12 protein-coding genes are annotated in these 14,312 nt (G+C 70.9%); 6 read left to right on the top strand and 6 right to left on the bottom strand.

Features of this window, described 5'->3' with window-relative positions; genetic code table 11:
* Nucleotides 1-49 precede the first annotated feature (49 nt).
* Nucleotides 50-1,063, bottom strand: coding sequence for a LacI family DNA-binding transcriptional regulator (locus AB0B64_RS40865; RefSeq protein ID WP_358184763.1), 1,014 nt, complete (start codon nucleotides 1,061-1,063; stop codon nucleotides 50-52).
* A gap of 155 nt (nucleotides 1,064-1,218) precedes the next feature.
* Entirely contained in the window at nucleotides 1,219-1,743 is a 525-nt protein-coding gene (locus AB0B64_RS40860) for a hypothetical protein (protein ID WP_358184760.1), read from the bottom strand.
* Between the two features lie 98 nt (nucleotides 1,744-1,841).
* On the opposite strand from AB0B64_RS40860, the gene AB0B64_RS40855 reads away from it, so the two are divergent.
* Nucleotides 1,842-2,618: a TetR/AcrR family transcriptional regulator gene (locus tag AB0B64_RS40855; protein ID WP_358184757.1), complete on the top strand. Its 777-nt coding sequence runs from the start codon at nucleotides 1,842-1,844 to the stop codon at nucleotides 2,616-2,618.
* 32 nt (nucleotides 2,619-2,650) lie between these two features.
* Here AB0B64_RS40855 and AB0B64_RS40850 read toward each other — a convergent pair whose 3' ends face one another.
* Nucleotides 2,651-3,322: a class I SAM-dependent methyltransferase gene (locus AB0B64_RS40850; protein ID WP_357952591.1), complete on the bottom strand. Its 672-nt coding sequence runs from the start codon at nucleotides 3,320-3,322 to the stop codon at nucleotides 2,651-2,653.
* A gap of 68 nt (nucleotides 3,323-3,390) precedes the next feature.
* Here AB0B64_RS40850 and AB0B64_RS40845 point away from each other — a divergent pair, with 68 nt between their 5' ends.
* Nucleotides 3,391-4,368, top strand: coding sequence for an aldo/keto reductase (locus AB0B64_RS40845; RefSeq protein ID WP_357952592.1), 978 nt, complete (start codon nucleotides 3,391-3,393; stop codon nucleotides 4,366-4,368).
* 131 nt (nucleotides 4,369-4,499) lie between these two features.
* Here AB0B64_RS40845 and AB0B64_RS40840 read toward each other — a convergent pair whose 3' ends face one another.
* The 3 genes from AB0B64_RS40840 to AB0B64_RS40830 all read right to left on the bottom strand — a co-directional run bounded on the left by AB0B64_RS40840 (nucleotide 4,500) and on the right by AB0B64_RS40830 (nucleotide 7,624).
* Nucleotides 4,500-5,648, bottom strand: a complete 1,149-nt coding sequence (locus AB0B64_RS40840; RefSeq protein WP_357952593.1) for an FAD-dependent oxidoreductase — start codon at nucleotides 5,646-5,648, stop codon at nucleotides 4,500-4,502.
* 139 nt (nucleotides 5,649-5,787) lie between these two features.
* Entirely contained in the window at nucleotides 5,788-6,915 is a 1,128-nt protein-coding gene (locus tag AB0B64_RS40835) for a S1 family peptidase (RefSeq protein ID WP_357952594.1), read from the bottom strand.
* Between the two features lie 148 nt (nucleotides 6,916-7,063).
* On the bottom strand, nucleotides 7,064-7,624 hold the full coding sequence (locus AB0B64_RS40830) for a WHG domain-containing protein (RefSeq protein WP_358184754.1): 561 nt from the start codon (nucleotides 7,622-7,624) through the stop codon (nucleotides 7,064-7,066).
* Between the two features lie 56 nt (nucleotides 7,625-7,680).
* Here AB0B64_RS40830 and AB0B64_RS40825 point away from each other — a divergent pair, with 56 nt between their 5' ends.
* The 4 genes from AB0B64_RS40825 (at nucleotide 7,681) to AB0B64_RS40810 (ending at nucleotide 14,288) form a co-directional block, all read left to right on the top strand.
* On the top strand, nucleotides 7,681-10,794 hold the full coding sequence (locus tag AB0B64_RS40825) for a cytochrome P450 (RefSeq protein ID WP_358184751.1): 3,114 nt from the start codon (nucleotides 7,681-7,683) through the stop codon (nucleotides 10,792-10,794).
* A gap of 179 nt (nucleotides 10,795-10,973) precedes the next feature.
* Nucleotides 10,974-11,588: an amino acid-binding protein gene (locus AB0B64_RS40820; protein WP_357952597.1), complete on the top strand. Its 615-nt coding sequence runs from the start codon at nucleotides 10,974-10,976 to the stop codon at nucleotides 11,586-11,588.
* A gap of 31 nt (nucleotides 11,589-11,619) precedes the next feature.
* Nucleotides 11,620-13,050, top strand: a complete 1,431-nt coding sequence (locus tag AB0B64_RS40815; protein WP_358184748.1) for a hypothetical protein — start codon at nucleotides 11,620-11,622, stop codon at nucleotides 13,048-13,050.
* Between the two features lie 74 nt (nucleotides 13,051-13,124).
* On the top strand, nucleotides 13,125-14,288 hold the full coding sequence (locus tag AB0B64_RS40810) for an acyl-CoA dehydrogenase family protein (RefSeq protein WP_225294962.1): 1,164 nt from the start codon (nucleotides 13,125-13,127) through the stop codon (nucleotides 14,286-14,288).
* The last annotated feature ends 24 nt before the right edge of the window (nucleotides 14,289-14,312 follow it).

The raw sequence follows: 14,312 nt of genomic DNA, 5'->3' as shown, positions 1-14,312 counted from the left end.
CCGCTGAGCAATCCGCTTGACGGCCGGACACGCCCGTCGGCACGGCGCATCAAAGGCCGGGGACGGGACCCGTGCTGCCACGCACTTCGATGCGGGGACGGAAGCTGAGATCGTGATCCGGCGTGTCACCGTTGAGCAGCGCGTGCAGCCGCTTCCACGCCTCCTCGCCCAGCTCGACGACCGGCACCGACGCCGTGGTCAGCGGCGGCGTCGTGTACTTCGCGAACGGGATGTCGTCGAACCCGGTCAGCGACAACTGCTCCGGCACCCGTACGCCCCGCTCGTTCAGCGCGCTGAGCAGCCCCATCGCCACCAGGTCGTTGAACCCGAGCACCCCGGTCGCCCCCGACGCGAGCACCGCGTCCGCCACGGCGTGCCCGCGCTCGAACGTGACCCCGCACGGAATGCCGAGCACGTCGGCGTCGGGATGCTCGGCTCGGAACCGGGCGAGCCCGGTCCGCCGCTGGGTGTTGGAGACGCTGTCGGGATTGCCCTCCAGGTAGGCGATCCGGCGGTGCCCGAGCTGATAGAGGTGCCGGGCGAGCGGCTGGATGCCCGCCTCGTAGTCGGCGGTGAGGGTCGGCGCCGGGACGTACGGGCTCTCTCGGTTGATCAGGACGACCGGCGCCAGCTCGGGCAGCAGGACCCTGAGCTTGTCCTCCGGCATCCTGGGCGCGCAGAGCACGATCGCGTCGCAGCAGCGGCGCGTCTCCAGCGCCAGGATGCCCTCCTCATCGGCCGTTTCGAGGGAGTCCGCCACCAGTACGTGGTAGCCGTCCCTGGCAGCGGCGCGGGTCAGGCCGCGCAGCACGCTCTGGAACGTCGGATTCTCCAGGTCCGGCACCAGGATGGCGACGCGCTGCGTGCGGCCCAGCACAAGCGAACGGGCCAGCGGGCTGGCCGAGTAGTGCAACTCGCTCGCCACGGCGCGAACCCGCTCGGCGATCGCCGGATCCACGTGCGCGTTGCCGTTCATCACCCGGGACACCGTGGAGATGGAGACCCCGGCCTGCTTGGCGACGGCGGTGATGGTCGCCGGCCTGCCGCTCGCGCCCCTGGCCATGCGCCGTCCTTTGTGTGACTCGCTGGAGGTGGCTCGGGAATGCCGCCGAGAAAACCCTTTCAAGCGATGATATCCACAGCCGGGGAGGGGAATCCGTCGCCGCGTCCTGATCACGTTTCACACGCGCATCCACGCCTCAGCCCATCTGACGACAATCAGACGATCGCCTCCAGCCCTGCGACAACACCTCCGCTCAGCAAGCCGACGACCAGGATCAATGGGCTGCCTTTGAGCGCCGCCACGGCGTGGAAGCGTAGGTCCCTGTACTCCCGCATGCCCTCGGTGCCCGGTAGCACCATCAGGCGGGGGCGTAGTCCGGCGAAGACGATCCAGTCGAGCACCACCAGGTCGTACACCGACAGGGTGAGGAACATGAGCGTCCCGGCCACGGCGGCCGGGCCGAAGCCCAGGTCCGTGCCGAGGTCCGCGCGCAGGCGGAGCATCGCCGCGACCGTGAGGGGCACGCAGCAAACTCCCCAGAAGAGCACTCCCACCCAGACCGCCACCCGGCGGCCGCGCGCGCTCTTGGGTTTGGCGTAACGCTCCTGGATGGCCGGCGGGTAGTCGTCCAGCAGGAAGTCCCGGCTGACGAACGCGCCGGCGAAGATCGCCACGGTGAAGAGCACGCTCATCACCAGCCCGAATCCCACTCCGTATTCGACGACCAGGGACCACCGCATGCCGTTTCCTCCTTGGTAAGGGTCGCCTAAGTGTGGCGGGGGAGGCGGCTTAAAGTCAACGGTGTGTGAAGTTCAAGGGATCCGGCTAGCATGGCTCGGTGCCCGCCCGCCGCCGACGCCCCGAAGTCCGTATGGGCAGGCCCACCCTGACCAAGGAACGGATCGCCCGCGCCGCGCTGCGCGTTCTCGGCCGGGGCGGTCCCACGGAGCTGACCATGCGCAACGTCGCCGCCGAGCTCCAGGTCTCGCCGCGCGCCCTGTACAACTACGTGAGCGACCGTGACGACCTGCTGCGCGAGGTGCTGGCGATCTGCCACGCCGACCGCCCCGAACCGCGCCTGGATCCCGGGCGGTGGCGCGAGAGCCTGCGCGACTACTGCCTCGACCTGCGGTCCTGGTATCGGGCCCACCCCGGCCTGCTGGCGCTCGCCCACGCCGAGAACCTCACCCACCTGGCCACCCCCGGCCTGCTCGACGCCGACGACGCGCTGGTGGGCTTCTTCCTTGCGCTCGGGCTGAGCTCGCAGAACGCCTACCGGGCCTGGACGATCACCGTGCTCCAGGTGGCCGGGTTCGCCGAGATCTGGGACACCTGGCACGACCGCCCACCCGCTGGGCTGCTCCCCGCCGCCGTGGCGACGGCACCGCCCGCCGAGGGCCGGCCACACCTGGGGCGGATCAGCGAGGAGGCCGTGGTGGAGCCGCCGGACGTGCTGTTCGAGTCGGTGGTGGTCATGCTGACTGCCGGTATCGAAGGGGCCCTTCTCCGCCCGGCCTCGGGAGGCGCCGACGCCCCGGTCTCGGGAGGCGCTGGCGCTCCGGCCTCGGGGGGCGCTGGCGCCTCGGCCCCGGGAGGCGCCGATGCTCCGGCCTGAGCGTCGGCCGATCCGTCCGGCTGTACGTCGGGTCAGCTGTACGTCGTGGCGCCGCCGGTGTGGCAGCTGATCTCCATGCCGTCCTCCACCGGGAAGGCGACGCTGACGTATCCGTTGGCCGGATCGCGCACATAGTCCAGATAGTCGGCCATGGAGGCGAAGGTGACGTCGTCGGCCACCACCAGCGCGCCCGGCGCCAACCGGGGCTCCAGTAGCCGGAGCACCGGCACGCTCAGCTCCTTCCACCCGTCCAGCAGCACCAGGCCGATCGGTCCTGGCACGTCGGCGAGGGTGTCCAGGGCGTTGCCGGGCAGGATCGTCACCACGTCGCCGAGACCGGCCTCGTCCAGGTTCGCGCGGGCGGTGGCGACCTTGGTCGCGCTCATCTCGGTGCCGTACACCCGGCCCGTCCCGTTGTCGGTGACCGCGGCGGCGAGGTACACCGTGGAGATCCCGAACGAGGTGCCGAACTCCACGACGGTCTCCGGGCGGGCGGCCCGCACCAGCGTGTAGAGGAGGTCGCCGCCCCGAGCGGAGACCGGCATGTACACGGCCGCCAAGGCGTCGGCGCGCTCCTGCGCGGTGGCCGTCTCCAGGGAACCGCCGGGGAGCGGCCCGTGAGGCGCGTCGTCGTCGAGCGCCGCGGCGGCGAACAGCCGGTCGAGCACGGTACGGACCAGCGGAGAGTGCAGAGTGTTTGCCATGGCCCGTAGATTAGACTCACCGTTGCGTCTTGTCTATCGGGAAGGTGTGTGCCCTTACGATCGGGAATGTGGAGAAGCGTGAGCTGGGCAGGACGGGCAGACAGGTCGGCGTGGTCGGCCTCGGGGCATGGCAGCTGGGCGCCGACTGGGGCGCGGTCGGAGAGGATGACGCGCTGGCGACGCTGCACGGCGCCGTCGACGCCGGGGTGACGTTCATCGACACCGCCGACGTGTACGGCGACGGGCGCAGCGAGCGGATCGTCGGGCAGTTGATCAAGGAACGCCCCGGCCTGACGGTGGCCACCAAGATGGGGCGCCGGGTGCCGCAGGAGGTGTCGGCCTACACCCTGGACAACTTCCGGGCCTGGAACGACCGATCCCGGAAGAACCTCGGCGTGGACACCCTCGACCTGGTGCAGCTCCACTGCCCGCCGACTCCGGTCTATTCGGACCAGGCGGTCTACGACGCGCTCGACACCATGGTCGAGGAGGGCAGGATCGCCGCCTACGGCGTGAGCGTCGAGACCTGCGCCGAGGCGCTGACCGCGATCGCGCGGCCGAACGTCGCCACCGTGCAGATCATTCTCAACGCCTTCCGGCTGAAGCCGCTGGAGGAGGTGCTGCCGGCGGCCGCCGCGGCCGGGGTCGGGATCATCGCCCGGGTCCCGCTGGCCAGCGGTCTGCTGTCAGGCCGGTACGACGAGCACACCCGCTTCTCCGACGACGACCACCGCGCCTACAACCGGCACGGGGAGGCGTTCGACGTCGGTGAGACGTTCTCGGGCGTCGACTACGACACCGGGCTGCGGGCCGTGGCGAGGCTCAAGCCGCTGGTGCCGGAGGGGATGACGACCGCCCAGTTCGCGCTGCGGTGGATCATCGACCAGCCCGGCGTCAGCGTGGTCATCCCCGGAGCCCGCGACGCGCGGCAGGCCGGCGCCAACGCCGCCGCGGCCGGGCTCCCCGCGCTCACGGAGGAGACCCGGGCGGCGGTCACCGCCGTCTACGACGAGCTGATCCGCCCGCAGGTCCACGACCGCTGGTAAGCAAGCCGCCACTGGTAAGAAGCCGGACCCGAGAAGCGCTAGCTGGGGCGCACCCGCCTGGGGAGCACCCGCCCGGGAGCGCGGGCAAGGGAAGCGCGGGCCCGGGGAGTGAGCGCCGTTTCCGGGCCGGGTTACTGCTGGCCGGGCCGGCGGGCCGGGGTCGGGGCGGGCCCGGCCGTGCCGTCCGTGAAGCGGCCCGGCCGGAACGTCGCCAGCAGCGCCGACTCCTCCCCGAACAGCTCGCCCGCCACCTCCTCCATCAGCAGCGGCGCCAGCGTGATTCCGCTGTGCGTGGCCACCGTGTACACCCGCCGCCCCGCGTCCGCGAACCCGGCCACGGTCAGCCCGTCGCCGGGCATCGCCCGGCGGCCCACGACGGCGCGCTCCACCGTCGCGCCCTCGGTGCCCCGCAGCACGTTCGGCAGCAGCCCCATGATCTCGTCCAGGACCGCGCCCGGCACGTCGGCCGCCGGGTCGTTCGCCCGGTCGTCCAGGTGCAGGGAGTGCAGCAGCAGCCGCCCGCCGCCGTCGGGCCGCAGGTTGAGCCCGGTGGTGGTGAGGAACCGGGACAGCCGCGCCGGCACCGGCGAGGTGGTGACCAGGAATCCGTTGGTGACCCGACCGGACACCGCCGGATCCAGCATCGGGACGGTCAACCCGGCCAGCGCCGCGACCCCTTGCGTCCAGCGCCCGGCGCAGGTGACGACCACGTCGCAGACGAACGTACGCCCGTCGGCCAGCGTCACTTTCGCGCCCGCCGCCGTCGTGTCGATGGCGGTGACCTCGGCCCCGCACTCGACCGTGGCGCCCCGGTCCCGCGCCTCGCCGAGCAGCCGCCCGAGCAGCCGCAGCGCGTCGACGTATCCCTCGCCGGGGAAGAACGCGTACTCGGTGCCGGTGGGCGGCGGCACCAGGTCGGGTTCCAGGGCCAGAGCCCGGCGGGCGGTCACCCGCTCCACCGGGTAGCCCAGGCCGACCAGCCGCTCCACCCGGGCCGCCAGCAGCTCCTTGTGCTCGGCGCTCACCGCGTACTCGAGCATGCCCGTGGGGAAGAACCAGTCGCCCGCGAGCTGGTGGTGCGCCCACACGGCGGCGTGGTTCAGGGCGAAGTACGCCTTGGGCGTCTTGTTGTTGGCGTTGACCCACGCCATGGAGGTGGACGTCGTACCGGATCCCGGCGTACGTGCCTCCAGGACTGTGACCTGCGCGCCGCGCCGGGTGAGCCCGGCCGCGACGGCGGATCCGACCACCCCCGCACCGATGACGACGACTCGCACCATGACTCCTCTCGGTGGGGGGGACGGCTCAGCACCAGCGCAGTGTGATCCCCTGCGGCCGGAATGTCACGTACCGGCCGTGACCGGGCACACGTGAAGCGTGCCCGGCGCCGAGGGCACCGGGCACGCGAGGGTGTGGGAATCAGCCGGTACGGAGCGTCAGCCCGTACACGCTGAGGATCTCGTTGACCGGCTGGAAGTAGGTCGTCCCGCCGCTGCTGCAGTTTCCGGAGCCGCCGGAGGTGACGCCCTGGGCCTGGCTGCCGGAGATGAACGATCCGCCGGAGTCGCCGGGCTCGGCGCACACGTTGGTGCGGGTGAGGCCGGTGACGGTGCCCTCCGCGTACCTCACGGTGGCGTTGAGCTGCTGGACGGTCCCGCAGTGCCAGCCGGTGGTCGAACCGGAGCGGCAGATGGAGGAGCCGACGCCGGCCACGGTGGAGCCGCGGACGGTGACGTTCGCGCCGCCCGCGCCGCGTACGTACGGCGTAGCGGTGTTACCGGGAGCCGAGACCCAGGAGTAGTCGTTGCCCGGGAACGAGGCGCCCTGGAAGGTGCCCGTCGGGTTGGTGGTGTTGTTGGCTACCCGGCAGTGCCCGGCGGAGACGAAGCCGGGGGTGCTGCCCTTGGTGACGGCGAAGCCGATGCTGCACCGGGCGCCGCCGATGTAGTAGGGGGCGCCGCCGACGATGTTGATCAAGGTCCGCGGCTGCTCGCCGGAGACGGTCACGCGGATCGCGTTCCGGTCGACGCCGGCGGCCGCGGCGAGGGCGTCACCGGCCGCCTGCTGCCCGGCGACGATGACCACGCTGTTGGTGGTCACGTCGATGTACCACAGGGACGCGCCGGCCTTGGCCTGGTCCGACGCCCGGTCGATCTGATCCTTGACCGCGGTGAGCTGGGCCAGCGTCCGCGAGACGAGCACGGGTTGCGCGCCCTTCGCCTCGATGGCGCCGGTGGTGGCCGGGTCCGTCGTCGCGACCATGAGCTTGGCGGCGTCGGCGGTCAGCCAGGATCCGCCGTAGGAGGCGCCGAGCGAGGACGTCAGTGCGGCCTCCGTGGCCGCCGCGCGCTGCTCGTTGGCCAGCCGGGTGATGACCTGCTGCTCGGACAGGCCGAGGTCGCGCTCGAGGGAGTCGATCACGGACGGCGGGGTCGACTCCGAGGGGACGGGAGACGGGGAGGACGCCGCGGCGGGGGTGAGGGGGGTGGTGGCCAGGCAGGCGGCCACGATGGTGGCGCCTAAGAGAGGCCAGCGCTTACTCCGCATGTGCACTCCTTTGTGGGGGTGCCTGTCAAGCTAGCGGTTGCTAGGGATTGGCATAGATGGCAAACGACCCCTATCACGGTGATATGGCCCCGGCTCGCGGTGGTGGGACGCCCCCCGGTGGCTGATCAGCCAGGCCCTTAGCGGTTGGTCAGCCGCCCAGGCCGCGGATGATGAGGTCGACCGCCGCCTCGAAGGTGCGGTCGGCCTCCTCGGTGTCCTGGCCCTGGCCGATGTGCCCGGCCGTCTCGGCGAACACCAGGCCCGCCACGAACCCGTACAGCACGTCCGCCGTGCGCCGCTGCTCCTCCTGCGGCACGCCCGCCGCCTCCAGGATCGGGAACAGCACGCCCCACAGGCCGCCCTCCCGGTCGGCGGTGATCTCCGGGTGGGCGTACACGTAGCGCCACATCGCCGGGTGGTCGGTGGTGAGCCGGCGATAGGCGCGCCCGAGGATGCGCAGCCGCTCCTGCCAGGGCAGTGTCTCGTCCGGCGGGAGGTCGAGGCGCTGGACGTTGGTGTCGCAGATCTGCGTGAGCAGCGCCATCTTGTTGTCCACGTGGTGATAGAGCGACATCGGATTGACGTCGAGCTCGGCGGCCAGCCTGCGCATCGACAGCCCTTCCACGCCCACCTCGTCCACCATGCGCAATGCCGTGGTGTAGATCTCCTCCAGGGTCAGCGGGGTTCCCCTGCGCGCGCTCACTGCCATACACCGTATGGTAGCGTGAGCCATACGGTGTATGGCTACCAGGACCAGGAGTGCTCATGAGAGAGATCCCCGCCCCCAGGGGGCTGCCGATCGTGGGAAACGCGTTCCAGATGCCCGCGCACTCGCCCATGACCTACTTCGAGGAGGTCGCGCGGGCGCACCCGGAGGGCATCTATCAGCTCGACCTGCTCGGTCGTCATGTCGTGGTGATCCACGATCCGGACCTGGTGGCCGAGGCGTGCGACGAGACGCGGTTCCGCAAGGAGATCAACCCGCCCTTGTCGATCGTCCGCGACTTCGCCGGCGACGGACTGTTCACGGCCAGGCCGGACGAGCCCGTCTGGGGTCACGCGCACCGGATCCTCATGCCGGCCTTCAGCCAGCGGTCGATGAAGGCGTACTACCCGCAGATGCTGGAGGTCGCCGACCGGCTCGTGGAGTCCTGGGCGGCGCGCCCGGGGCAGGATCTGCCGGTGGCCGACGACATGACCAGGCTCACCCTCGACACGATCTCGCTGACCGGGTTCGGCTACCGGTTCGACTCCTTCGACTCGCCTGAGCTGCACCCGTTCCTGACGGCGATGGGCGGCGCGCTGACCGAGGCGATGCTGCGCAACCAGCAGCTCCCGTTCGTCACCAAGCTCAAGCGCAAGCAGGAGGTCGCCTACCGGGCCGACATCGAGCTGATGCGCGAGCTGGTCGACGACGTGATCAGGCGGCGCCGCGCGGAGGACGGCGCCGCCACCAAGGACCTACTCGGCCTGATGCTGGAGGCGTCCGACCCCAAGACCGGCGCCCGGCTCTCCGACGCGAACATCCGCGACCAGGTCCTCACCTTCCTGATCGCCGGGCATGAGACCACCAGCGGCCTGCTCTCCTTCGCGCTGTACAACCTGCTGCGCGACCCCCACACCCTGGCCAGGGCCTACGACGAGGTCGACCGGCTGCTGCCGGGCGACGAGCCGCCGGCCTACGAGACGGTCATGAAGCTGGACGTGATCTCCCGGATCCTGGAGGAGACGCTGCGGGTCTGGTCCCCGATCCCGGCCTTCTCCGTGAACGCCATCGCGGACACCACGCTCGGCGGTGAGTACGCGCTGGCGGCGGGGACGCCGGTCATCATCCTGCTGCCGTCGCTGCACCGCAACCCGAAGGCGTGGGAGCGGCCCGACGAGTTCGACATCGACCGCTGGCTGCCCGAGAACAAGCGTGACCATCACCCGGCCGCCTACAAGCCGTTCGGCAACGGCGAACGGGCCTGCATCGGCCGCCAGTTCGCGCTCACCGAGGCCAGGCTGGCGCTGGCGATGATCCTGCGGCGCTTCGCCGTCTCCGACCCCGCCGTCTACAAGATGAAGATCAAGCAGACGCTCACCCTGAAGCCCGACGGGTTCACCGTCCGGGTGCGCGAGCGCCGTCCCCACGAGCGCGTCACCGTGCTCGGGCAGCCGATCGAGGTGGAGGAGCAGCAGGACATCGCCGTCACCGGCGTCGCGCTCACCGTCGCCTACGGCTCCAACCTGGGCACCTGCGCCGACATCGCCGAGCGGCTGGCCGAACGCGCCGGGCGGGCCGGCTTCGCCACCACGCTGACCACCCTCGACGAGCTGGTCCCGCCGAGCGAGGGGCTGCTCCTGGTGGTCGCCTCCTCCTACAACGGAAAGGCGCCCGACAACGCCCAGCGCTTCGACGCGCTGGAAGACCTGCCCGACCTGTCGGGAGTACGGCTGGCGCTGCTGGGCTGCGGCAACACCCAGTGGCCCACGTACCAGGACTTTCCCCGCCGCGCCTTCGCCAAGCTGACGGCGGCCGGTGCCGTACCCCTGATCGAGCGGGGCGAGGCCGACGCCGACGGCGACTTCGACGGCGACGTGTCGGCGTGGACCGCCAAGCTGTGGGCGGCGACGGCCGAGGAGTACAGCGCCTCAGCCGCCGACGCGGGCCCCCGCTACCAGATGGAGGTGCTCAGCGAGGCGGAGGTACGGCCCGCGGTGGTGTCCGCGCGGGCGTTCCCGCTGACCGTGGTCTCCAACGAGGAGCTGACCGGCGACCCGGCCGGGCTGTGGGACTTCTCGCTGGAGGCGCCGCGGCCCGGCGTGCGCTCGATCGTGGCGCGGCTGCCCGAGGGTGTGACCTACTCGGCGGGCGACCACGTGGCCGCCTTCGCCAAGAACGACCCGGAGCTGGTGGAGTGGGCGCTGCGCTGCCTGCGCGTCCCGCGTGAGCAGGTCGTACGCCTGCGCACCGGCGGGGCCACGCACCTGCCCGTGGACACGCCGGTGACGGCCGGGCTGCTGCTGACCGAGTTCGCCGAACTGCAGGAGGTGGCCACCCGGTCGGACCTGGCGGCCCTGGCCGCGCACACCTCGTGCCCGTGGACGCGGAGCCAGCTCGACGCGCTGACCACGGACTACGCCGACGAGATCCTGGCCAAGCGGGTATCCCCGCTGGCGCTGCTCGACCGCTTCCCGGCGATCGAGCTGCCGCTGCCGGTCTTCCTGGAGATGGCCGGGCCGATCCGGCCGCGCTACTACTCCGTCTCCTCCTCGCCGCTGGCCGACCCCGGCCTGGTGAGGATCACGGTCGGGCTGGTGGAGGGGCCCGCCTGGTCGGGCAGCGGCGAATACCGCGGGATGTGCTCGGCCTACCTGGCCGGGCTGGCTCCGGGGGAGAGCTTCTACGGCTACATCCGGGTGCCCGCGCCGCCGTTCCGGCTGCCCGAGGACCCTGCCACGCCGGTGATCCTCGTGGGTCCCGGCACCGGGTTCGCGCCGCTGCGGGGGTTCCTGGAGGAGCGGGCGCTGACCGGGGCCACCGGGCGGGCCGAGGTGTTCGCCGGGTGCCGCCATCCTTCGCATGACTGGCTCTACCGGGACGAGGTGGAGAGCTGGGCGTCGGCTGACGGGGTGCACGTCACCGTGGCCTACTCGGCGGTGGCCGGGCATCCGTACCGGTTCGTGCAGGACGCGATCGCCGCGCGGGGCGAGGCGGTGTGGGAGCTGCTGGAGGCCGGGGCGCATGTGTACGTCTGCGGTGACGGGCTGCGCATGGCGCCCGCCGTACGGCGTGCCTTGCTCGCCATCCACCGGGACAAGACCGGGACGGACGGAGAGGCGTGGCTGGCCGCGCTCGAAGAGCAGGGTCGTTACCAGCAGGACGTCTTCGCCTGATCTCCGCGTTCTTGGGCGCCACCTGCGGCTTTCCGCAGGTGGCGCTGGGCGAACCTTTATCCCAAAACCCGGATTAGCGGACCATCCTTGGATATAAGTGCAGCATGCGTGACATATCCGTGGAACATGCTGGAAACCTTCCACGGGCACTGTGAAAGCCTCTGGAAAGGGGGCGGGTCATGCTGCTCAGACTGAGGGTGTCGTTGCCGGACCGGCCCGGGGGGCTGGGCCAGGTCGCGCGGTCACTCGGTGCGTTGGGTGCCGACATTCTGCAGGTCACCGTGCTGGAACGGGAGACGGGCCGGGCGGTGGACGACTTCACGGTGTCATGGCCGGGGAAGGTGACCCCGGACGAGGTGCGCGACCGGCTCTCGGCCGTCCCGGGCGTACGCGTCGAGGGGGTCTGGCCGACCAAGGACCTCCCGGGCTCGGCGCCCGACTACGACCTGCTCATGCACGTCGCGTCGGAACCGTCGCGGGGGATCGCGACGCTGGTGGACGCGCTGCCGGGGCTGTGCGGCGCCGAGTGGTCGATTGCGCTGGCGGGTGACGTCGTACGGCATGCCAGTCTGGGCGCGCCGGAGGTGTTCGAACTGCTGGAGCCGCCGCTCAGGGCCGCCACACGCGCGGCCGACGATCTACGGCTGATGCTGCTGCCGGTCGCCACCCACGGGCTGCACGTGGTCGTCGCCCGCGCGGCGGGACCGCACTTCCACCGCGCCGAACTCGAACGCGCCGCGCGCATCGTGGCCGTGGTCTCCAAGCTGTCCTCTGTGCTGCCCGCCCCCAACTGACTTTCCTTCGCGGTGCCTTAATGTCGGTGTCGTGCCTCGACGATCATGGATTCTGTGGAGTACGGCGTTATTACTAACGCTGATTCCCGACGTCTTCTTCTGGATCCGCTCGCTTCTGGTCGGAGATGACGGCGGCCGGAGCTACGCGTGGATGTGGGTGGGTTCGTGCCTGGGTAACCAGATCAACGACCTGATCGGATATCCGGAACGCCTGATCAGGGTTCTCCCCCTTTTCTGGTTCGGCGGCGCGCCGATGATCGTCGTGGCCTGCGCCTGCTGTTACCTGAGCGTCCGGACCGGGCGTGCCCGGCTCGGCCGGATCATCGCCCGCTCAGGCGCCGTGACGTTGCTCTTCTTCCGCCTCCCAGAGCTTTTGCTGTTCACGCTCGACGGGGCGCTGGGCCCGCGATGCCTGGAGGCGTGGGGTCCGTCCGCGATTCTTAGCTGGAACGCGGGCATGGACCTCTACTTCCTGGCGCCGCCGATCCTGGTTCTGCTCGCGGTGCGCCCAGCCCGCCGCGGCTACGTCCGCAGAGGGCGCTTCGCCCGTACGGCGGTCGCGGCCCTGACGCTGATGACGACCCTCCTGGTCGTGGACCGGGCGGCCCCACCCGGCAAAGTGAGCAGTGAAGGCGAGCTCGACTGCGCCGGTTTCGGGGGCGGCACCGTCCACGACCTGACCAAGGCGGAAAAGGACTTCCTGTGCCAGGTCCGCGGCTACGCCCCCTTCATGAACAACGGCATTGAGATCTGGGACAAGGCTCCCGACCGGGTGGTCCTGACTCAGGGCCGCGACCTGTGCCGTCTGGCCGAACAGCACGGCGGCGAGATCAACGCTCCCGCCGTGCGCGAGGCACCCCACGCGGCGCTGGCCGGCGCGCTGGGATCGTTGTGCCCTGCGGTGGCCCGGGCCCAGGAGCTGGCCGGCCGGCGGCAACAGGAGGAAGAGGACGCGTACGTCGCCAAGGAGGAGAAGGCCTGCGCCGCGCACCCCGCGCACCGCCCGAAGATCAAACCGGTCCGGCAGCACCGCGCCACCACGTGGACCGAGTTCTGGACCATCAACGGCTGGGAGGACGGATATGAAGACGCCTCTCCTGACCTGGTCAAGGAGCTGATCGGCAGCGAACGGGGCGCGCTGGCCATCTGGGCGGCCGACGAGGTCGGGTACGCCTGCGTGACCACCGAGTCCTATACCCGGCGGCCGCCGCTGGAGACCAAGGGGTGGAAGGAGGTGGTCGAGGTCGCCTACGAGAGCCCGACCGGCTCGCTGACCCTCGGCGACGGCTTGGGGAACACGTCGCCCAAGCTGACGACCAGCGGCCCCGGGTCCTACCGGGTCCGGGTCCACCTGCGCGGCCGTGAACGCGTCTACCAGGTCCCCTACCCTCCGGACGGCGCCGTGGAGTTGCTGATCATGGTGTTCCCCGGCAAGCGGAAGGAGCCGGCCGTCTACCGGTGACGGTCCGTCCGAGGGGATGATCCTCCGGCGCGCGTATCGTTGGCCCCGGCCGTGGTAGCACTGAGGAGGAGCCGGTGGATTTCGAGCTGAGCGACGAGCAGAGGGCCTTCCGGGAGACCCTGCGGGCCTTCGTCGACAAAGAGATCATGCCCGTCGCCATCGAGTGGGAGCACTCCGGGCGATACCCCACGGAGATCGTCGACAAGATGAAAGCGATGGGGCTCTTCGGCCTCAGCGTGCCCGAGGAGTACGGCGGGCTCGGGGCGGACATGGTGTCGTTCGCCCTGGTCTTCGAGGAGATCGCCCGGGGCTGGATGGGGGTCGCCGGCACCATCGGGTCTCACTCGCTGGCCTGCTGGATGATCGCCCGGCATGGCACCGAGGAGCAGAAGTCGCGCCATCTCCCGGATCTGGCCACCGGAGCCCGCCGTACCGGCATCGCGCTCACCGAGCCCGGGGCCGGGACGGATCTGCAGGGCATTCAGACCAGGGCCGTACGTGACGGCGACCACTATGTCGTGACCGGCACCAAGACGTGGATCACCAACGCCCGCCACGCCGATCCGTTGCCCGTGCTGGTGAAGACGTCCGTCACCGAGCCCGCGCACAAGGGGATGTCGGTGCTGCTCGTCGATCCGGCGGCCGAGGGGTTCGGGGTCAGCCGGGATCTGCCCAAGCTCGGCTACAAGGGGACCGAGACGTGCGAGGTCGTGCTCGACGGTGTGCGCGTGCCCGTGGACGCGCTGCTCGGCGGGGTCGAGGGGCGCGGCATGCAGCAGGTGCTCGGCGGGCTGGAGATCGGGCGGATCAACATCGCCGCCCGCGCGGTCGGCGTCGCCCAGGCCGCCTACGACGCCGCGCTCGGCTACGCCCGTGAACGCAACGCCTTCGGCCAGCCCATCGCCGACTTCCAGGCCGTACAGCTCAAGCTGGCCGACATGGCGACCGAGATCCAGGCGGCCCGGCTGCTGACCTACTGGGCGGCCTCCCAGGCCGACAGCGGGAAGCGGGTCGACATGGAGGCGGGGATGGCCAAATACTTCGCCTCCGAGGTGGCGTTGAAGGCGTCGCTGGAGTCGATGCGCATTCATGGCGGATATGGCTATTCGCAGGAGTTCGTGGTCGAGCGGCTCTACCGGGACGCGCCGCTGATGGCCATCGGCGAGGGCACCAACGACGTCCAGCGGCTGGTGATCGCCCGCTCGCTCGTCTCCGGCAAGAACCACGTCGGGTGGTGATGACTCGGGGGGCGCGGTAGAGCA

This window comes from Nonomuraea sp. NPDC049129 (assembly GCF_040648495.1).
Taxonomy (GTDB): Bacteria; Actinomycetota; Actinomycetes; order Streptosporangiales; family Streptosporangiaceae; genus Nonomuraea.
This window is presented reverse-complemented; position numbering and strand designations above follow the sequence as displayed.

Bases quoted from the DNA above. Each gene is read 5' to 3' on its own strand.
- AB0B64_RS40865 (WP_358184763.1), bottom strand. From the start codon at position 1,063: ATGGCCAGGGGCGCGAGCGGCAGGCCGGCGACCATCACCGCCGTCGCC.
- AB0B64_RS40860 (WP_358184760.1), bottom strand. From the start codon at position 1,743: ATGCGGTGGTCCCTGGTCGTCGAATACGGAGTGGGATTCGGGCTGGTG.
- AB0B64_RS40850 (WP_357952591.1), bottom strand. From the start codon at position 3,322: ATGGCAAACACTCTGCACTCTCCGCTGGTCCGTACCGTGCTCGACCGG.
- AB0B64_RS40840 (WP_357952593.1), bottom strand. From the start codon at position 5,648: ATGGTGCGAGTCGTCGTCATCGGTGCGGGGGTGGTCGGATCCGCCGTC.
- AB0B64_RS40835 (WP_357952594.1), bottom strand. From the start codon at position 6,915: ATGCGGAGTAAGCGCTGGCCTCTCTTAGGCGCCACCATCGTGGCCGCC.
- AB0B64_RS40830 (WP_358184754.1), bottom strand. From the start codon at position 7,624: ATGGCAGTGAGCGCGCGCAGGGGAACCCCGCTGACCCTGGAGGAGATC.
- AB0B64_RS40825 (WP_358184751.1), top strand. From the start codon at position 7,681: ATGAGAGAGATCCCCGCCCCCAGGGGGCTGCCGATCGTGGGAAACGCG.
- AB0B64_RS40820 (WP_357952597.1), top strand. From the start codon at position 10,974: ATGCTGCTCAGACTGAGGGTGTCGTTGCCGGACCGGCCCGGGGGGCTG.